The sequence below is a fragment of the Streptomyces sp. NPDC004732 genome, from assembly GCF_040609235.1.
GTDB lineage: Bacteria > Actinomycetota > Actinomycetes > Streptomycetales > Streptomycetaceae > Streptomyces.
The window spans coordinates 143,101-160,686 of record NZ_JBEXJR010000017.1 but is presented as its reverse complement, the minus strand read 5'-3'; the positions used below and the strand labels follow the sequence as shown (position 1 = coordinate 160,686).

The 17,586-nt window shown below is 70.0% G+C and carries 17 protein-coding genes and 1 pseudogene; 6 read left to right on the top strand and 12 right to left on the bottom strand.

Going from position 1 to position 17,586, the window contains the following annotated elements; all coding sequences use genetic code 11:
• Nucleotides 1–61: 61 nt before the first annotated feature.
• From ABZV77_RS37355 to ABZV77_RS37340, 4 genes are all read right to left on the bottom strand, one after another.
• A complete protein-coding gene (locus tag ABZV77_RS37355; RefSeq protein WP_356266886.1) occupies nt 62–775 on the bottom strand; it encodes a DUF4232 domain-containing protein in 714 nt (237 codons plus the stop codon).
• A 236-nt stretch (nt 776–1,011) separates the two neighbouring features.
• On the bottom strand, nt 1,012–1,710 hold the full coding sequence (locus ABZV77_RS37350; RefSeq protein WP_356266884.1) for a hypothetical protein: 699 nt from the start codon (nt 1,708–1,710) through the stop codon (nt 1,012–1,014).
• Between the two features lie 44 nt (nt 1,711–1,754).
• Nucleotides 1,755–3,053 (bottom strand): hypothetical protein, encoded by a 1,299-nt coding sequence (locus ABZV77_RS37345; RefSeq protein WP_356266882.1) that lies wholly within the window; start codon nt 3,051–3,053, stop codon nt 1,755–1,757.
• Entirely contained in the window at nt 3,053–3,865 is an 813-nt protein-coding gene (locus ABZV77_RS37340; RefSeq protein ID WP_356266880.1) for an ATP-binding cassette domain-containing protein, read from the bottom strand. Before ABZV77_RS37340 ends, ABZV77_RS37345 begins: the two co-directional genes overlap by 1 nt.
• Nucleotides 3,866–4,131: 266 nt before the next feature.
• Here ABZV77_RS37340 and ABZV77_RS37335 point away from each other — a divergent pair, with 266 nt between their 5' ends.
• Together ABZV77_RS37335 and ABZV77_RS37330 are read left to right on the top strand one after the other, a co-directional pair.
• Nucleotides 4,132–5,142: a bifunctional lytic transglycosylase/C40 family peptidase gene (locus ABZV77_RS37335; RefSeq protein ID WP_356266931.1), complete on the top strand. Its 1,011-nt coding sequence runs from the start codon at nt 4,132–4,134 to the stop codon at nt 5,140–5,142.
• Nucleotides 5,143–5,390: 248 nt separating this feature from the next.
• Nucleotides 5,391–6,107 carry a phosphatase PAP2 family protein gene (locus ABZV77_RS37330; RefSeq protein WP_356266878.1) on the top strand — a complete coding sequence of 239 codons (717 nt, stop codon included), beginning with the start codon at nt 5,391–5,393 and terminating at the stop codon, nt 6,105–6,107.
• A gap of 31 nt (nt 6,108–6,138) precedes the next feature.
• Here the strand turns inward: ABZV77_RS37330 and ABZV77_RS37325 are convergent.
• The 3 genes and pseudogenes from ABZV77_RS37325 to ABZV77_RS37315 all read right to left on the bottom strand — a co-directional run.
• Nucleotides 6,139–6,630: pseudogene (locus ABZV77_RS37325) on the bottom strand (sortase); the annotation flags it as partial.
• Nucleotides 6,631–6,701: 71 nt separating this feature from the next.
• Entirely contained in the window at nt 6,702–7,649 is a 948-nt protein-coding gene (locus tag ABZV77_RS37320; protein ID WP_356266876.1) for a hypothetical protein, read from the bottom strand.
• Between the two features lie 128 nt (nt 7,650–7,777).
• Nucleotides 7,778–9,382, bottom strand: coding sequence for an FAD-binding oxidoreductase (locus ABZV77_RS37315; protein ID WP_356266874.1), 1,605 nt, complete (start codon nt 9,380–9,382; stop codon nt 7,778–7,780).
• A 354-nt stretch (nt 9,383–9,736) separates the two neighbouring features.
• Between ABZV77_RS37315 and ABZV77_RS37310 the strand changes: the two genes are divergently transcribed.
• Entirely contained in the window at nt 9,737–10,555 is an 819-nt protein-coding gene (locus ABZV77_RS37310; protein ID WP_356266872.1) for a hypothetical protein, read from the top strand.
• 90 nt (nt 10,556–10,645) lie between these two features.
• Nucleotides 10,646–10,828 carry a hypothetical protein gene (locus tag ABZV77_RS37305; protein WP_356266870.1) on the top strand — a complete coding sequence of 61 codons (183 nt, stop codon included), beginning with the start codon at nt 10,646–10,648 and terminating at the stop codon, nt 10,826–10,828.
• An 82-nt stretch (nt 10,829–10,910) separates the two neighbouring features.
• On the opposite strand, the gene ABZV77_RS37300 is transcribed toward ABZV77_RS37305, so the two are convergent.
• Nucleotides 10,911–11,270 (bottom strand): metal-sensitive transcriptional regulator, encoded by a 360-nt coding sequence (locus tag ABZV77_RS37300; RefSeq protein ID WP_055567144.1) that lies wholly within the window; start codon nt 11,268–11,270, stop codon nt 10,911–10,913.
• Between the two features lie 212 nt (nt 11,271–11,482).
• Here ABZV77_RS37300 and ABZV77_RS37295 point away from each other — a divergent pair, with 212 nt between their 5' ends.
• Both ABZV77_RS37295 and ABZV77_RS37290 read left to right on the top strand, forming a co-directional pair.
• Complete coding sequence (locus tag ABZV77_RS37295) at nt 11,483–12,103, top strand: DUF47 family protein (protein WP_055567145.1); 621 nt, start codon at nt 11,483–11,485, stop codon at nt 12,101–12,103.
• Nucleotides 12,104–12,112: 9 nt separating this feature from the next.
• Complete coding sequence (locus ABZV77_RS37290; protein WP_356266867.1) at nt 12,113–13,111, top strand: inorganic phosphate transporter; 999 nt, start codon at nt 12,113–12,115, stop codon at nt 13,109–13,111.
• A gap of 119 nt (nt 13,112–13,230) precedes the next feature.
• Here the strand turns inward: ABZV77_RS37290 and pstB are convergent, their stop codons facing one another.
• From pstB to pstS, 4 genes are all read right to left on the bottom strand, one after another.
• On the bottom strand, nt 13,231–14,007 hold the full coding sequence (pstB, locus tag ABZV77_RS37285) for a phosphate ABC transporter ATP-binding protein PstB (RefSeq protein ID WP_356266865.1): 777 nt from the start codon (nt 14,005–14,007) through the stop codon (nt 13,231–13,233).
• Nucleotides 14,008–14,060: 53 nt separating this feature from the next.
• Nucleotides 14,061–15,134 (bottom strand): phosphate ABC transporter permease PstA, encoded by a 1,074-nt coding sequence (gene pstA / locus ABZV77_RS37280; RefSeq protein WP_356266863.1) that lies wholly within the window; start codon nt 15,132–15,134, stop codon nt 14,061–14,063.
• Nucleotides 15,131–16,153, bottom strand: a complete 1,023-nt coding sequence (gene pstC, locus ABZV77_RS37275; RefSeq protein ID WP_356266861.1) for a phosphate ABC transporter permease subunit PstC — start codon at nt 16,151–16,153, stop codon at nt 15,131–15,133. Before pstC ends, pstA begins: the two co-directional genes overlap by 4 nt.
• A gap of 113 nt (nt 16,154–16,266) precedes the next feature.
• Nucleotides 16,267–17,391, bottom strand: coding sequence for a phosphate ABC transporter substrate-binding protein PstS (gene pstS / locus ABZV77_RS37270; protein WP_356266859.1), 1,125 nt, complete (start codon nt 17,389–17,391; stop codon nt 16,267–16,269).
• Nucleotides 17,392–17,586: the final 195 nt, after the last annotated feature.

Here is a 17,586-nt window from a genome sequence, read left to right as displayed (position 1 = left end):
ACCCCTGTGACCAGGGCGTTCTGCCTGGCCACAGGGGTCACTCGGGCACCTCTGCCGTGGGTCAGCCCGCGGGGGAGTCGCTCACGATGCCGACCGGGCTGATCGACAGCTTCGGGCCGTCCGAGGGGGCGTCGGGGTTGTCCACGGGGAGGGAACCGGCGGGCCAGGCGATGGTGACGGTCTTCGTCTCGTTCGGCGGGGTCACCAGGATCTTGGTGACGCGCACACCGGAGCCACCGCTGTTGTTGATCGGGAAGGTGATGTTGAAGGCCGCGGATTCGCCGTCCTTGATGACTCCGGGGGTGGCCTTCTCGCCGTTGCGGTTCACGGACAGGGTGTCGCCCGCGGCGGTCTTCAGGTCGACGCCCGCATAGCCGTTGATCGTGCAGTCGCGGCCGCCGCCGTTCTTGAACTGGACGGTGACGACACCCTCCGTCTTGTCGGTGGAGTTGTCGACTGCGCTCACTTCCAGCTCGTCGCTGCGGCAGATGCCGACCTTGCCGTTCTCGTTGGAACCGGTGCCTGCGTCGGTGCCCTGACCGCTGTCGTTGCCGCCGCTCTTGCCCTCGCTGCCACCGCTGCTGCCGCTGCTGCCGGAGGAGCCGCCACCGGTCCCCTGGTCCGAGCCACCGCTGCCACCGGTCGAGGCGCTGGACGCGGAGTCGGGGGCCGCACCGGCGCTGCCGTCGTCGTCACCGTTGCAGGCGGTCAGGCCGAGGGTGCTGATCAGCGCCAGGCCGGCGAGGAGGGTCTTGGTGGCGTGGGCGTGCTTCATGGGGGTCCCCGTGAGGTAGTGAGTGATGGGCCGTGCGGTGAGGCCGCGCCGTGAGGCTGTGCTGTTCGGCCTGGTGAACAGCGAAGCGGGTGGCGCCGGGGCGGGGCAAGGAGTGCCGGAAGATCAGGAACGCTGGAATGCCAAAAGGGGTTCTGACCTGGGGAAACGGTCGTACCCTGGAACGCCCTGATGGGACACGGGGCCCGGAAGCGGAACCCTCCGATCAAGAACGGCCCTCAGTTCTGCTCGGCCCGCTCCGCCTGCCGTGGCCCCGCCGTGGCGGCGGCGCACGCGCCGACCACCCACAGCGTCACGGCCACGATCGCGGCCGCGGCGTCGGACGACGGGTGCAGGGACCAGGCCCAGGGCTCGGGTGTGTTGTCGCTGCCGACCCCGAGGAGCAGCGTGGGGCCGAACATGGCGAGGGGCAGCAGCCAGGCGAGGCCGCTGCCGAAGAGGCGGGCGCTGAGCATGCCGAGGCCGAGGTAGCCGATGACGTTGCGGGCCGCCGAGACGTAGACCTCGGCCGTGGCACCGGCCAGCAGCGGCAGTGCGGTCAGGCCCAGGGCCAGGGCGAGGAGGGCCACCAGGTACAGCGCCCGGTGGCGGCTCATCGGCTGGGCCGAGGTCTGTTCCAGGTCGGCCATAGGGGAGAACAGCGTGGTGGCGAGGACCATCGCGTGGGCGAGCGGCACGATTTCGGCGACCGGCACGCTGAAGTCGACCAGGTAGCGGAACTCGGGCACCGCCACGCGCTGCCCCGCGAAGGCGGTCGCCGCCAGGGCCACGAGCAGGGCGACGGCCGCGGCGCGGGGCAGGCCCCGGCAGCGTACGAAGGCGAGGACGGCGCGCAGCCGGGGGTCGCGCAGCAGGCTCGCGCGAGGGGACTCCTCGGGCTGCGCCGACGTGTTCGACGTGGGGTTCGCAGAGGTCATGGCGGCACGGTCGATTCGCTCAGAGAGGACGCTGAAGGGGGGCGCTAGGGAAGCTTGGGGACGGGCCTGCACGCGCGGATGTCGGCGGCCGCCGCCTCGATCCACTGGTCCTGCCGCGCGCCAGGCGCGCCGGTGACGCGCTCGAGGGCGCGGCCGAACTCCTCCCCGTAGTACTCGCCGGGCGCCCCGATGCGGGCGCGTACGGCCGCTTCGAACAGGAACGTGTCGGGGTAGCCGCCCGCCGACTTGAGGAGGTGCGGTCCGCACTTGGACGACGTCGGCTGGGGGAGCGCCGCCGAGAACATCGCGTCCGTCAGGTCGTCCTGCGTCGCCGCCGGTGACATGAGGGGCAGTTCGGCGGTGGCGCCGGACGGGCGGAGGAGGCCGTCGGCGTAGAAGGCGCGGTTGAGTCCGGACAGGGAGCCGAGCCCGGAGTCGACGGTCCGCAGGGCGGCGCGGGTCTGCGGCAGCAGATGGCGGTCCTCCGGCCACAGGCACGCCTTCGTGCCGCCACTGGTGACGCAGAGCGGCTGCGCGGGCTGCTCCTTGCGCACCGCCCAGTACGAGTCGGGCACCGGCGTGCGGAAGGCGACGAGGGTGCCGCCCGCGACGAGTGCGACCACCGTGAGCGCGCCGAGCGCGACCGGGCGGGGTGCGAGGGAGGCGCGGCGCCAGAGGGCGGGGAGCGCGGTCAGGGCGAGGCCGAACGCCAGACACCAGGCGACGGCGACCAGCATGCGGGTCGAGTCGGGCTCGAACTCCGAGCTCCAGAACTCGTCTATCGCCGGGAACAGCTTGTCGAGCGGGGTGTCGGGGGCGAACGCGACGACGACGAAGAGGCTGTACCAGAAGATCCCCGCGAAGGGCGCGACCACGCGGGAGGGCAGCGCGGAGCCGATGGCGACGCCGGCGGCGATCTCCAGGCCCATCATGCCCGCGCCGAGCAGCAGCGGCGCCCACGCGGGGTCGCTGACCTCGCTGACGGACGCGGTCCGCGAGAACGCGACGGCGATCAGTACGGCGTAGGCCAGCAGGGCCCACAGCCAGGCCGCGAGCCAGAGCAGCAGGGCCTGGGCCCAGCCGCCGCGGGCTGCGGTGTCGGCCCAGACCCGGGTGCGGTGGCGGAAGGCGCGGCCCGCGCTCCAGGCGGCCGCGGCGCTCATCACGGAGCCCATCACGATCACCGAGAAGAGCTGGACCTGGAGGCTGGTCTGGTTCCACCAGCCGATCCAGTCGCTCTCGCCGGGGCTCTCGGCGGTGAAGTAGTAGATGCCGATGGCGCCCATGAGGGCGGCGCCCCACTTGGCCTCGCCGCGGCGCATCTCGGTCAGCAGTACGCGCATCACCCGGCCACCGCTTCCGTACCGGCGAGATGCAGATACCCGGCTTCCACGGCGCCCCCGTCGACTTCCTTCGCGACGGTGCCGTCTGTGCCATCACCTGAGGTCGGCAGGGCGCACAGCTCGGCGACCGTGCCCGTGAAGCGGACCGTTCCCTCCAGGAGGACGGCGACCCGGTCGCACACGTGGGCGACGTCCTCGGCGAGGTGGGTGCTCATCACCACCGCGCACCGGTCGCCCAACTCCTTGATCAGGCTGCGGAATCCGACGCGCTGGGCCGGGTCGAGGCCGACCGTCGGTTCGTCGAGGAGGACCAGGGAGGGCTTGTTGACCATGGCCTGGGCGATGCCGACGCGGCGCAGCATGCCGCCGGAGAGGGCGCCCATCTTGGTGTGGGCGTGCTTCTCCATCTGGACCAGGCGCAGCGCCTCGCGGGCCCGGTCGCGCCGCTGGGCCGCGGGGACCTTGCGCAGCCAGGCCGCGTACTCGGTGAATTCCAGGACGGTGAAGCGGGGGTAGAAGCCGAAGGACTGCGGCAGCACCCCGATCTGCTTCCGCAGCCGCTGCACGCGGGCCCGCCCCGGGGTCTCTCCCAGGAGGGTGACGTCGCCGGTCTTCGGCCTGCGGGCGGTGCTCAGCAGGGACAACAGGGTGCTTTTACCCGCTCCGTTGGGCCCCAGGAGGCCGGTGACCCCGGCGGGGAAGGTGAGGGTGACGTCGTCGAGGGCGGTCGTCGAGCCGTACTGGACGGTGACGCCTGCGACCGCCGCGACCGGCGGGGAGCCGGTCGCGGCGGCGCAGTGGGAAGTACGCACGTGATTCCTGAGTTCTGAGTCCTGAATCCGAATCAGTTCTGGGCGTTCACGTAACCGTAGGCCCGGCTGCCGGGAATGCCCGCCCAGGGGGCCTTGGCGCAGTACTTGCCACCCGTGCTGGCCATGCGGGATGTTTCTGATCGCTCCCCGGCGCGTCCTGGTTCCCGAGGTTCCTGACCTTTCTCGGGCAAGGGCACCTGTCATCGTCGGACGTGACCTCTACACTGAGCGCCGGTGGACTACCGGCGGGTGAGGGGTGGTTGACGGTGCGTAAGGCGTGGCTGGTCGCTGCCGTGGGGATCGGTGGTGCGCTCAGCTTCATCGCGCTGCTCGTCGTCGGGACGTACATGGCCGCGGGAAGTCTTGCCAACGGGGTGGGGGGCGGGTCCGTGGGGCTCGCCAAGGGGGCCGTGCCGGCCACCTATCAGCCCCTCGTGCAGAAGTGGGGCAACCTCTGCAAGGCCATCAACCCCGCGCTGCTCGCCGCCCAGCTCTACCAGGAGAGCGGGTTCAATCCGCGGGCCAAGAGTCCGGCCAAGGCGCTGGGCATAGCGCAGTTCATTCCGGGGACCTGGGCGGCTCATGGGGTGGACGGGGACGGTGACGGGGACCGGGACGTGTGGGACCCGGAGGATGCCATTCCGTCGGCTGCCTCGTACGACTGCAAGCTCGCCGGGTACGTGAAGGACGCGCCCGGCAATCCGACGAAGAACATGCTCGCCGCGTACAACGCGGGGGCGTACGCCGTCATCAAGTACGGCGGCGTGCCGCCCTACAGCGAGACGCAGAACTACGTGAAGACCATCACCGACCTGTCGAAGAGCTTCGCCCGGCCCGTCGGCCGCGTGGCGCCCTCGCAGCAGGCTGCCGGGGCCATCTACTTCTCGCAGAAGAAGCTCGGCACTCCCTACCTGTGGGGCGGCAACGGCACCGCGGACCAGGGCGGCCGCTTCGACTGTTCCGGGCTCACCCTCGCCGCGTACCGCTCCGTCGGCATCACGCTGCCGCGTGTCGCCAACGACCAGTACAACGCGGGACCGCACCCCAAGAGGGACGAACTCCTCCCGGGCGACCTGGTCTTCTTCTCGGACGACCTGACCAATTCCCGCACCATCCGGCACGTCGGGATCTACGTCGGCGGGGGCTACATGATCGACGCCCCGCGGACCGGCGCCGTGATCCGGTTCGACCCGATCGACACTCCTGACTATTTTGGCGCGACTCGTGTCACCGAGGACGGGGCCAAGGCCCTGCCCGCCAAGCCGACAGCGGTCTGAGGGCCGTCGGTGCGGGTGGGGTCCGCGGGGCGTGCGTGGTGTGATGTGGCTTGAACTCTCCGTTAGGACACTCCTCTGAGCTGCAGCGATGTATCTCTCTTCGATAACGTCTGAGTGATCTTTCGGTGGAGGGTGGAACGTATGACGGGGGACAGGGCGTTCCCTTGACTGGACCGACCACGGGGGTTGATGGAACGGGCGCACCGCACAGTGCGCCCCTGGGCTAGGAGACAAGGGGCCGCAGCGCCATGGCTGGACTCGATGAATCCGGGTCGAACCCCGACGTCGGCCTGCTCTACGACATCAACGGCCTGGCGAAGGACTCCCCGTCCTGGTTCGACAGCGCCATGGCGTTCGTCGGGGAGTACGGCCTGTTGCTCGCCCTCGTGCTCCTCGTCGTGTGGTGCTGGTGGGGCCAGCGCAAGCGCGGCACCCTCGACGACGCCGCCTCGTCGGTCGCCGCCGTCGTCTGGGCACCGCTCGCCGCGGGCATCGCCGTCCTGGTCAACGTCCCCATCCGCAGCTTCGTCGAACGGCCGCGCCCGTTCCGCGTCCACCGCGGCGTCGAGCTCCTCGTGGACGGCAAGAACGACTACTCGTTCGTCAGCGACCACGCGACCCTCGCCATGGCCATCGGCGCCGGACTCTTCGTCGCCAACCGGAAGTTCGGGCTCGTCGGCCTCGGCCTCGCCGTCCTCGAAGGCTTCTGCCGCGTCTTCATGGGCGTGCACTATCCGACGGACGTCGTCGGCGGCTTCGCGCTCGGCACCGCCGTCGCCCTGCTCCTGTCGCCGCTCGCCATGGCCCTGCTCACGCCGCTCACCAAGATGATCGGGCGCTCCGGTCGCGCGGGGTGGCTGGTGTGGGACCGGAAAGTCGGTCCTGTCGCGGCGCCGCTGACCGGGACGGCGACGCAGTCGGGTGCGGCGTCGGCAGATCCGGACGAGCGGGACCTCGCCGCGTAACGCCATTTCCGGCCACGGCCACGCGCGCGGCGCTCACGACCACGTTCGAGTCCCAGTGGCCGTCCCTGCCGATGCGGCCGCCGCAGGTGAGCAGGCGCAGCTGGGAGCCGATCGCGGGCGCGTAGACCGTGCCGGTGGGGAAGTCCGCCGTGCGGTACGTGGCGACCGCCGTGACATTGAACGTCGTACGTCGCCCTGCCGCCGTCGTCGTCTCGATCCGGTCGCCGGGGCGCAGCCGGTCGAGGTGGGCGAAGACGGCGTCCCGGTAGCTGGTGGAGGCCCTGTCGTACCGGTCGTCCCGCACGGCGGGTGCGTCGCGGTGGCCCACCAGGACCGCGGGGCCCCGGGCTCCCGGGCGGGGGCCCCGGGTGTACCAGCCGACCTTCATGGCGTCCCGGAACGACGGCACCTCCAGGGCGCCCTGCCGGTCCAGGCCGACCGGCAGGAGATCCGCGTCCACGCCGATCGCGGCGATCCGGATGCGGCCCTCCAGGACCCGTCCTGAGGGCGGCCCGTCACCCACCGGGGGTGCGGTGGCGAGGAGCGCGGCCGCGGCGAGCAGGAGAGGGGCCGCCGTGCGGCGCAGGGAGCGGTTCAGTGGTGGTCCGTGCCGGAGCGGGTGCTGGTGCCGGTGCCTGTGCCTGTGCTGGAGCCGTGTGTCTTGCGGCGGCGCAGCAGCCAGACGCCGATACCGGCCGCGGCGCCGGTGACCGTCGCCGAGGCGAACGTCAGGGGGCCCGCCGCGGGGTGCTCGGCCTCGGCCGTGACGTGCGTGGCACCGCCTCTGGCCGCGCCGGAGGGTGTGGCTTCCAGGGCGCCGGTGTTCGTGCCGGTGCTCGTGCTCGGGGACGCCTTGGTGGCGGGTGTGCTCGGCATGGGGGACGCGGTGGCCGAGGCGTTGGCGGACATGTTCGAGTGCGGGGACTCGGACTTCTCCGCGGATGCGGATGTGGATGCGGATGTGGATGCGGATGCGGACGCGGATGTGGACGAGGTCTCGGGGGACGCCGACGGGTCCGTGGAGTCGGTGCCCGCGCCCAGGCTCTTTCCGTCCGCACCCAGCAGGCTCCAGCCCTCGACGTCCTGGCCCTTCGGGTCCTGCCCCTTCTCGTCGTCCTTGAAGTAGTAGAGGGGGCGGGTCTCGTAGATGACCTGGGGCATGTCCGCGTCCGGCGCGTTGGCCCCGCTCTGGGCGCTCCGGGAGGCCTGGGCGGTCTGGCCCGTGACCCCGTCCGCCTTGGTCGGATAGCCGATCGCGGCGGGCCACTCGGTGGCGCACTCCCCGGTGCAGCCGGGGGTGTCGGCCTCGTCGGCGTCGCGCGTGTAGAGCGGGTTGCCCTCCTTGTCGGCGAGGGCCTTGCCCTTCGGGGTGTCGACGAGGGTCAGCTCGCCCGGCTCGGTGGGCTTGTCCAAGGCGACGGCCGGACCCGCCAGGGCGAGGACGGCAGCTGCGGCCGCCGTCGCCGTGACGGCGGCTATTCGAGGCGTACTGCGAGGCGTCCTGCGAGACGTACTGCGCGGCGTACTGCGGCGTGGGGTCATGCCCTCAGGCCACCCGTGTCCAGCGGGGTGGGCCACCTGGGGGCGTGTCGGGCGGGGCCGAACGGGTTGCGGTGCCCGCCGGGCGGGTGACGGGCCCGCCATGACAGCGCTGCGGGCTCAGAACCGGCTCAGAGTGCCTGCGGGAAGTCGAAGAAGCGGGTCGGGTCGTACTGCTTCTTGAGCTTCTTCAGCCGCGGCGCCGCAGCCCCGTAGTACGCCTCGCGCCAGTTCGTCAGCGTCGAGTCGGCGTAGTTCTGGTAGGCGGCGCCGGACGCGTAACGGCCCATGGACCCGTGCGCCTTCTTCAGCCACGCCCGGGCGCCCGAGCCCGACGTGCCCGCGCGCCACGACGCGATGTACTGCGCCAGCATCCGCGAGCGGCGGTGCACGAAGGCCGTCGCCGTCGGGTCGACGCGGTTGATCGCGCCGCCGAGCGCGGTGAGCGCGATGCTGCCCCCGCTCGCGCCCGTCACGTTCTCGATCTGCGACAGCAGCGTGCGGATGCCCGCCGCCGAGAGCGAACGGTCGAAGAAGTCCGAACTCGCCGCGTACGTCTCGCGCTTGAGGGCGCCCTGCGGGCTGCGGCCCGGCGTCGCGCCGGGCAGGTGGCACTGGGCGTCGGAGGAGAAGGACGAGCAGCCCGCGTACACCTCCATCGACTCCTCGTACGTACGCCGCTTCAAGGAGACGCTGCGGGCCGGTGCGCCGATCTTGTCGGCGAGGCGGTCGACGGCGTTCTGCAGCTCGCCGTACGTGCCGAGCGAGAAGCAGGCGATGGAGACGGTGGGGGTGCCGCCGGGGGTGTTCGCCAGGTGGAGGGACGACCAGATCTCGTCGGGCTGGTCAGGGCCCCACGTCTGCCACGCCTTGACGACCGCGGCCGCCTTCGACCAGGGCCAGGTCATGTAGGCGGAGACGCCCTGCGGTGCGGCGTGCGTGCGGTAGGTGAGCTCGGTGACGATGCCGAAGTTGCCGTTGCCCGCGCCGCGCAGCGCCCAGAACAGGTCCTTGTTCTCGGACTTGGAGGCGGTGAGCTGCTTGCCGTCCGCCGTGATGAGCGTGGCGGAGGTGAGGCTGTCGCAGGTCAGGCCGTACGCCCGGGAGACCACGCCGTGGCCGCCGCCGAGGGTCAGGCCGGATATGCCGACGGTCGGGCACGATCCCGCGGGGATGGTGACGCCCTTCGCCGCGAGCGAGCGGTAGACGTCGATGAGCTTGGCGCCGCCGCCGATGGTGGCGGAGCTGCCGCTCGAACGTATTTTGCTCAGCTTCGACACGTCGATGATCAGCCGACCGTTGCCGGAGGACCAACCCGCGTAGGAATGACCGCCGTTGCGGATCGCGACCTGGGTGCGGTGGGCGCGGGCGTACGCGAGGGCGGTGCGGATGTCGTCCGGGTGCGCGACGTAGGCGACGGCCGTGGGCTTCAGGTCGTCGTAGCGCGTGTTGTACAGCTGGCGGGCCGCCGCCCACTTGGCCTGTCCCGGCTGGACGAGGGTGCCGTCCAGGTCACGGGCGAGGGCCTTGAGGTTGGCGGGGGAGGAGGACGCGGCACTGGAGCTCCTGATCGGGGTGCCGCCGCCGCGGGACGCGGTGGTGCCGGTGCTGCTTCCCGTGCCGGAGCCGGTGCTCGTACTGGTGCCGCTGCCGCCCGGACCGCCGCTGGTGCAGCCCGCGACCGTCGCCGCGGCCAGCGTGGCCGCCGTTGTGCCGATGAACGTACGTCGTTCCATGACGCCTCCCGTTGCTTCCCGAGAACGAGACGGTGTGGGGGGCGCCGGGGTTCCTTAGGGGCGGGGGTCGGAGGAGGCGCTTAAGGGGACGCTTCGTGTTCTGTCGCGTCCGTACGGGCCTTGCTGCGGGCCCGTCTGGCCGGGCCGCGCCACCCGCAGGTGCAGTGGGCCGTGGTGAAGCGGCCCTTCTCTACCGTCGTCGTGCGATGGGCTGAGGGGACTTGCTGATCGGCCACGCGGTCACCGTACCGACCCCGGGTGAACGGCCGTGCGCGTGACGGGTCAACGTACCGGTCGTTAGGGGAACGACGGGGGACGGCGCAGGCGCGGGAAACGCTTGGGGGTAGACGGGCGATGGTGCATCGGCACAGGCGCACGGGCGGAGCGGTCGTCGCGGCCGCGGCGGTCGGACTGATGGCCGTCACCTCCGGGTGTTCGCACACCGGCGCCGCCGCCGACGGCAATGGCGCGGGCGACCCCGCCGACGTCGTGCGCAAGGCCGCGGACTCCCTGGTCGGGTCGGGCAGTTCGCAGGCGTCGACCTCCATGGAGATGGCCAGCGGCGGTACGCGCGTGACCATCCGCGGCAAGGGTGTCTACGACTTCGGGCGGCAGCGGGGACGGTTCGAGGTGATGCTGCCGCCGGACCCCGCGGGCGCCGACGAGCACCGGCCCATCACCGAGCTGATGACCGCGGGAGCGCTGTACATGAAGAACCGGGGGGCCGGGGTGCCCGCCGACAAGTGGGTGCGGATCGAGACACGTTCGCTCTCCGACGGCAACCTCGTCACCGGCGGCGCCACGGATCCCCTCGCTGCGGCGGAGCTGCTGCGCGGGGCGAGGAAGGTGGGGTACGTGGGAGAGGAGCGGGTCGGTGGGGTGGAGGTGCGGCACTATCGCGGTGTCGTGGACCTGCGTGCCGCGGCCCGGGCGGCTTCCGCAGGTCAGCGTGGTGCGCTCGGGGTGGCGGCGGCGAAAGGGTTCAGCAGGGGCCGCGTGCCCTTCGACGTCTTCCTCGACGAGCGGGGGCGGGTGCGGAAGCTGCGGCAGCGGTTCGCCGTGGCCGACGCGAACGTGGCGTCGACCACGTTGCTCTATGACTTCGGGGTGCCGGCGAAGGTACGACTTCCGGCCGAGAAGGACATCTTTGCCGGGAAGATTGCCGGGCAGTAGTCGCGTACGACTGGTGGAAATGGTCCGTCCGTGCCATGCGCGGTGCGTAGACCGCTCCCTACCCTAGGAAGTCGGCATCAGGAAGAGGTGATGAACGTGGCTCCGATGCGTGGCGGTACGGCGGTTCAGGACCACGTCGCCCTCGCCGAGATCGAACTGTGCGGCGAGCTCATCATTGCGGCGAGTGCGGCGGCCGAGCGGTTGAGCTTCGACCGCATCGACGAGGTCCTCCAGGTCGCCGACGAGCGGGACCCCGGCGACGACTTGCGGTGACGGCGTCCCGGCGTCCCAGCGTCCCGGCGTCCCGGCGTGACGCGCGGGGCATCCCGGGAGCCGTCTCCCCCTGACGGGAGCGTCACGTGCGCATCATGCGTGCGATCGCCTTCGTCGCCTCCTCGACCTTCGCGTCGATCTCCGTGCCGCCCTTCACCGCCGCGTCGGCCACGCAGTGCCGCAGGTGCTCCTCCAGGAGCTGGAGGGCGAAGGACTGGAGGGCCTTCGTGCTGGCCGAGACCTGCGTGAGTATGTCGATGCAGTAGACGTCCTCCTCGACCATGCGCTGCAGGCCGCGGATCTGGCCCTCGATGCGGCGCAGACGCTTGAGGTGCTCGTCCTTCTGCTTGTGGTAGCCGTGCACTCCGCGGTCGTGGTCGGAGGGCGCTTCGGGCGCCCCCGGGGTCGGCACGGCCGCGTCGGCCGCCTCGGTGGTCGTCATGACGTCCTCCTCCTGGACTTCCTGGACTTCCGGGCTTCTTCTGTGTTTCTGCAGATCTATATACCCCCGGTGGGTATATGATAGCCGATTTCTCGGGGGGTGTGCTGATCACTGTGCCTGATGGGCGACACTGGGGGGCGGCCGGTTAGCCGTGGCCGGATGATGCGCCTAGCATCAGCCTGACCGCATCCAAAGCACCCCGAGGACCCCACGTGCGCTTTCGTCTGACCCCCAGGGAGACGAGCTTCTACGACATGTTCGCCGCATCCGCGGACAACATCGTCACGGGCTCGAAGCTCCTGATGGAACTGCTCGGAGCGGACTCCTCCGCACGGGCCGAGATCGCAGAGCGTATGCGGGCCGCGGAACACGCGGGAGACGACGCGACGCATGCGATCTTCCACCAGCTGAACTCCTCGTTCATCACGCCGTTCGACCGCGAGGACATCTACAACCTCGCGTCGTCCCTCGACGACATCATGGACTTCATGGAGGAGGCCGTCGACCTGGTCGTCCTCTACCAGGTCGAGGAACTCCCCAAGGGCGTCGAGCAGCAGATCGAGGTCCTCGCGCGAGCCGCCGAGCTCACCGCGGAGGCCATGCCCAATCTGCGGACGATGGCCAACCTCACCGAGTACTGGATCGAGGTCAACCGTCTGGAGAACCAGGCCGACCAGATCCACCGCAAGCTCCTGGCCCAGCTCTTCAACGGCAAGTACGACGCCATCGAGGTGCTGAAGCTCAAGCAGATCGTGGATGTGCTGGAAGAGGCCGCCGACGCCTTCGAGCACGTGGCGAACACTGTGGAGACCATCGCGGTCAAGGAGTCCTGAGGCCTCGCCATGGACACCTTTGCTTTGATCGTGACGATCGGCGTCGCGCTCGGATTTACGTATACGAACGGCTTTCACGACTCCGCGAACGCCATCGCCACCTCCGTCTCCACGCGTGCGCTGACGCCTCGCGCGGCGCTCGCGATGGCCGCGGTGATGAACCTCGCCGGTGCCTTCATGGGCAGCGGGGTCGCCAAGACCGTGAGCGAGGGGATCATCGAGACCCCGCACGGCGACAAGGGGATGTGGATCCTCTTCGCGGCGCTCATCGGCGCCATCGTGTGGAACCTCATCACCTGGTACTTCGGGCTGCCCTCGTCCTCGTCGCACGCACTGTTCGGCGGCATGGTCGGCGCGGCGCTCGCCGGTGGCATCGGGGTCATCTGGTCCGGCGTCATCGACAAGATCGTCATCCCGATGTTCCTGTCGCCGGTGATCGGCCTCGTCGCCGGTTATCTGGTGATGTGCGCGATCATGTGGATGTTCCGCAAGTCCAACCCGCACAAGGCCAAGCGGGGCTTCCGCATCGCGCAGACGGTGTCGGCGGCCGGTATGGCCCTCGGTCACGGTCTGCAGGACGCGCAGAAGACGATGGGCATCGTGGTGATGGCGCTCGTCATCTCCGACGTGCAGAGCGCCGACGCGCCCATTCCGATCTGGGTCAAGATCGCCTGTGCGCTGATGCTCTCGGCCGGTACGTACGCGGGCGGCTGGCGCATCATGCGGACCCTCGGCCGCAAGATCATCGAGCTGGACCCGCCGCAGGGCTTCGCGGCCGAGACGACCGGCGCGGGCATCATGTTCACCACGGCGTTCATGTTCCACGCGCCGATCTCGACGACCCACGTCATCACGTCCGCGATCATGGGCGTGGGCGCGACCAAGCGGGTCAACGCGGTCCGGTGGGGCGTGGCCAAGAACATCATTCTGGGCTGGTTCATCACGATGCCGGCGGCCGCGATCGTGGCCGCGGTCAGCTTCTGGATCGTGAACCTCGCGTTCTTGTAAGGCGTGAGCAACCGCGCACGCACATGGAAGGGCCCGCCCCCGGGAGCCAGGGGCGGGCCCTTCTTGGTGTCCCTGCGGTGGCACCGCCATGCAGCACCGCGGGGAGTCTGGCGGACGGCTCAGCCGAAGCGGCCCGAGATGTAGTCCTCGGTGGCCTGCACCGACGGGTTGGAGAAGATCCGCTCGGTGTCGTCGATCTCGACGAGCTTGCCGGGCTGGCCGACGGCGGCGAGGTTGAAGAAGGCGGTGCGGTCCGAGACGCGGGCCGCCTGCTGCATGTTGTGCGTCACGATGACGATCGTGAAGCGCTCCTTCAGCTCGCCGATCAGGTCCTCGATCGCGAGGGTCGAGATCGGGTCGAGGGCCGAGCACGGCTCGTCCATGAGGAGCACCTGCGGCTCCACCGCGATCGCCCGCGCGATGCACAGCCGCTGCTGCTGGCCGCCGGAGAGGCCGGAGCCGGGCTTGTTGAGGCGGTCTTTGACCTCGTTCCAGAGGTTCGCGCCCTTGAGGGACTTCTCGACGACGTCGTTGAGCTCGGACTTCTTGTACGAGCCGTTGAGCTTCAGGCCCGCCGCGACGTTGTCGAAGATCGACATCGTGGGGAAGGGGTTCGGGCGCTGGAAGACCATGCCGATCGTGCGGCGGACGGCCACCGGGTCGACGCCGTGGCCGTAGAGGTCCTCGTCGTCCAGCAGGACCTTGCCCTCGACGCGGCCGCCGGAGGTGACCTCGTGCATGCGGTTCAGGGTGCGCAGGAACGTGGACTTGCCGCAGCCGGACGGGCCGATGAAGGCCGTCACGGAGCGGGGCTCCACGGTCATGGAGATGTCGTCGATCGCCTTGTGGGAACCGTAGAAGGCGGTCAGGCCCGATACGTCGATTCGCTTGGCCATGGGGATCACTGCTTTCGAAAAGGGAGGTGCAGAGGGTCGCTGATGTGGCCGCGTCAGCGGCCCGTCTTGGGGGCCTTCCAGCGGGCTACGCCGCGGGCCGCCAGGTTGAGGATCATGATGAAGCCGATGAGGGCGAGGGCCGCGGCCCAGGCGCGGTCGATCGAGGCGTCGGTGCCCGCCGCGTACTGCTGGTAGATGTACAGCGGCAGCGAGCCCTGCGAGCCGTCGAACGGGTTCGTGTTGATCACGGGGTTCACCCAGACAAGCAGCAGGACCGGCGCGGTCTCACCGGCGATGCGGGCGACCGAGAGCATGACGCCCGTGGTGATGCCGCCGATCGCGGTGGGCAGGACGACCTTGAGGATGGTCCGCCACTTCGGGACGCCGAGGGCGAGGGACGCCTCGCGCAGCTCGTTCGGGACGAGCTTCAGCATCTCCTCGGTGGAGCGCACGATCACCGGCATCATCAGGATGGCGAGCGCCATGGCGCCGGCCCAGCCGGAGTAGCCGAAGCCGAGGATCAGGATCCAGAAGCTGAGGACGAACAGACCCGCGACGATCGAGGGGATGCCGGTCATGACGTCGACGAAGAACGTGACGGTCTTGGCGAGCTTCCCGCGTCCGTACTCGACGAGGTAGACCGCGGTGAGCAGGCCGATCGGCACGGCGATCACGGAGGCCAGGAGCACCTGCTCCAGGGTGCCGATGATCGCGTGGTAGATGCCGCCGCCGGTCTCCTCGTCGGAGAGCAGGCCCATCGAGTGGGTGAGGAAGTATCCGTCGAAGACCTCGGCGCCGCGCTTGACGGTCTCGTAGATCAGCGAGGCCAGCGGGACGACGGCGAGCAGGAACATGACCCACACCAGCGAGGTGGCGAGGCGGTCCCTGGCCTGCCGGGCGCCCTCGACGGTCACCGCGAGGGCGTACGACCCGACGAGGAAGAGGACGGCGGCGATCAGGCCCCACTGGATGCGGCTGTCCAGGCCCGCCCCGGCGCCGATGCCGACCGCGACGGCGGCCGATCCGGCGGCGACGGCAAGCGGCGACCAGCGCGGCAGGCTCGCGGCCTTCAGCGTCGAGGGACGCTTGACGAGGGGGTTGGGCGGGGTGGGTGTCGTGGTGCTCATGCGTTGGCCCCCGAGTACTCCTTGCGGCGCGCGATGATCAGGCGGGCGGCGCCGTTGACCAGCAGCGTGATGATGAACAGGACCAGGCCGGAGGCGATGAGTGCGTCCTGGCCGTACTCCGTGGCCTCGTTGAACTTGCTGGCGATGTTCTGCGCGAACGTGCCGCCGCCGTAGTCGAGGACGGAGGCCTGGATCACGAAGGTCGGGGAGAGCACGGTGGCGACGGCGATCGTCTCGCCGAGCGCGCGGCCGAGGCCCAGCATCGAGGCGGAGATGATGCCGGAGCGGCCGAAGGGGAGCACCGACATGCGGATGACCTCCCAGCGCGTGGCGCCGAGGGCCAGCGCGGCCTCCTCGTGCATCTTCGGGACCTGGAGGAAGACCTCGCGGCTCACGTTCGTGATGATCGGCAGGATCATGATCGCGAGGAGGATGCCGACGGTCATCAGGGAGCGCGGGGCGCCGCCCTGGTACTCGAAGATGCCGGTCCAGCCGAAGTAGTCGTCGAGCCAGCTGTAGAGCCCGGTGAGGTTGGGCGCGACCACGAGGGCGCCCCACAGGCCGTACACGATCGAGGGCACGGCGGCCAGCAGGTCGATCACGTAGGCGATGGGGGCGGCCAGCTTGCGCGGCGCGTAGTGCGAGATGAAGAGCGCGATGCCGATGGCGACGGGGACCGCGATCGCGAGGGCGATGATCGAGCTCACCACGGTGCCGAAGACGAGGACGGCGATGCCGAAGTACGGCTTGCCGCCGGTGCTCGCACCGGCCGGGTCCCATTCGAAGGTGGTGAGGAAGTTGCCCGTGTTGTCGGCGAGGGCGAGGGTCGTGCGGTACGTCAGGAACGCGGCGATGGCCGCCATGATGAGGAGGAGCACGATCCCGGAGCCCCGGGAGAGGCCGAGGAAGATCCGGTCGCCGGGGCGGGTGGAGCCGCGGGTGGCTGCCTTGCTCACCGGGGCCGTCGGCTCGGCGTCGTCGACGGGGGGAGGAGCGGTCGTATTGCTTGGTATGTCCATGGGGTTCTCCGGTCTGCGGAGGCGCCGTGCGGGTGACGCAGGCGCTCCGTGGCGGCGGTGCACCGGACGGTGCGGCCGGCCCGGTACTGCGGGGCCGGCCGCACTCGGTTCAGCTAGCTCAGGCTCGCGACGGTGGAGCGGACCTTGGTGATGATCTCGGCCGGGATCGGCGCGTAGTCGTTGTCCTTGAGGACGTTCTGGCCGTCCTCGCTGGCGATGTAGGTCAGGAAGGACTTGGTGGCGGCGAGCGAGTCGGCCTTGTTGCCCTTCTCGCAGACGACCTCGTACGTCACCAGGGTGATCGGGTAGGCGCCCTCGGCGGTCGGCTTGTAGTTCAGCTCCAGGGCGAGGTCCTTGCCCTTGCCGACGACCTTGGCCTCGGAGATGGCCTTGGAGGCGTTGTCGACGGTGGCCTTCACCGGCTCCTTGGCCTCGGTCTTCAGGTCGACGGTCTTGACGCCCTCACCGGCGTAGGAGAGCTCGAAGTACGAGATGGCGCCCGCGGTCTGCTTGACCTGGCTCGCGACACCGGACGAACCGTTCGCGGACTGGCCGCCCTTGGGCTCCCACGACTTGCCCGGCTCGTAGGGCCAGGCCTTCGGGGCGGCGCCCTTCAGGTACTTGGTGAAGTTGTCCGTGGTGCCGGACTCGTCGGAGCGGTGGAACGCCTGGACCTTGGTGCTGGGGAGCTTGACGCCGGGGTTGAGCTTCTCGATCGCCTTGTCGTCCCAGGTCTTGATCTTGTCGTTGAAGATGTCGGCCAGGGTCGCGGCGTCCAGGGTCAGCTTGTCGACGCCGGGGACGTTGAAGCCGATGGCGATCGGGCCGCCCACCATGGGCAGGTCGATGGCCTGGCTGCTCTTGCAGACCTTCTTCGACTTCTCGATCTCCTCGGGCTTCAGCGCCGAGTCCGAACCGGCGAACGCGGTCTGGCCCTGGAGGAACGCGGTGATGCCGGCGCCCGAGCCCGTCGGGTTGTAGTTCAGCTGCACGTCCTTGCAGTTGGTCGTGTAGACCTTCCGCCAGGCGTCGATCGCGTTCTTCTGCGCGGACGAGCCGGAGGCCGCGAGCTGGCCCTTGGCGTCGTCGCACTTGATGTTGGCGTTGGCGTTGGTCTCCTTGCCGCCATCGCCCGAGCTCGTGTCGTCGGAGCCGCACGCCGTGAGGGCCAGGGCGCCGGAGACGGCGATGGCGCCGAGGGAGAGGGCGCGGAGCCGGTTCTTGCGCTGAAGCTTCACTTCGGGTCTTCCTTCCGGGAGCCGCCGACCCATGCTGGCGGCGTGCGATGTGTTGCGTGTAGAGGTCTTACGTCGTGTTGTAAGGCCGAAATTAGGCAGGGCAGGTGAAGCGGCCGATGGGCATGAGTGAACGGAGGGTGAACCTCGGCGGTCGGCCTGGTTAGGCGAATCACTACGAAAAGTAGCGCTTCTACT

Excerpts from the sequence above, each read along its gene's own strand:
- ABZV77_RS37345 (WP_356266882.1), bottom strand. The coding sequence starts at position 3,053 with ATGCGCGTACTGCTGACCGAGATGCGCCGCGGCGAGGCCAAGTGGGGC.
- pstA (WP_356266863.1), bottom strand. The coding sequence starts at position 15,134 with ATGAGCACCACGACACCCACCCCGCCCAACCCCCTCGTCAAGCGTCCC.
- ABZV77_RS37300 (WP_055567144.1), bottom strand. The coding sequence starts at position 11,270 with ATGACGACCACCGAGGCGGCCGACGCGGCCGTGCCGACCCCGGGGGCG.
- pstB (WP_356266865.1), bottom strand. The coding sequence starts at position 14,007 with ATGGCCAAGCGAATCGACGTATCGGGCCTGACCGCCTTCTACGGTTCC.
- ABZV77_RS37320 (WP_356266876.1), bottom strand. The coding sequence starts at position 7,649 with ATGACCCCACGCCGCAGTACGCCGCGCAGTACGTCTCGCAGGACGCCT.
- ABZV77_RS37310 (WP_356266872.1), top strand. The coding sequence starts at position 9,737 with ATGGTGCATCGGCACAGGCGCACGGGCGGAGCGGTCGTCGCGGCCGCG.
- ABZV77_RS37330 (WP_356266878.1), top strand. The coding sequence starts at position 5,391 with ATGGCTGGACTCGATGAATCCGGGTCGAACCCCGACGTCGGCCTGCTC.
- ABZV77_RS37305 (WP_356266870.1), top strand. The coding sequence starts at position 10,646 with ATGAACGTGGCTCCGATGCGTGGCGGTACGGCGGTTCAGGACCACGTC.
- ABZV77_RS37315 (WP_356266874.1), bottom strand. The coding sequence starts at position 9,382 with ATGGAACGACGTACGTTCATCGGCACAACGGCGGCCACGCTGGCCGCG.
- ABZV77_RS37355 (WP_356266886.1), bottom strand. The coding sequence starts at position 775 with ATGAAGCACGCCCACGCCACCAAGACCCTCCTCGCCGGCCTGGCGCTG.
- ABZV77_RS37290 (WP_356266867.1), top strand. The coding sequence starts at position 12,113 with ATGGACACCTTTGCTTTGATCGTGACGATCGGCGTCGCGCTCGGATTT.
- ABZV77_RS37350 (WP_356266884.1), bottom strand. The coding sequence starts at position 1,710 with ATGACCTCTGCGAACCCCACGTCGAACACGTCGGCGCAGCCCGAGGAG.
- pstC (WP_356266861.1), bottom strand. The coding sequence starts at position 16,153 with ATGGACATACCAAGCAATACGACCGCTCCTCCCCCCGTCGACGACGCC.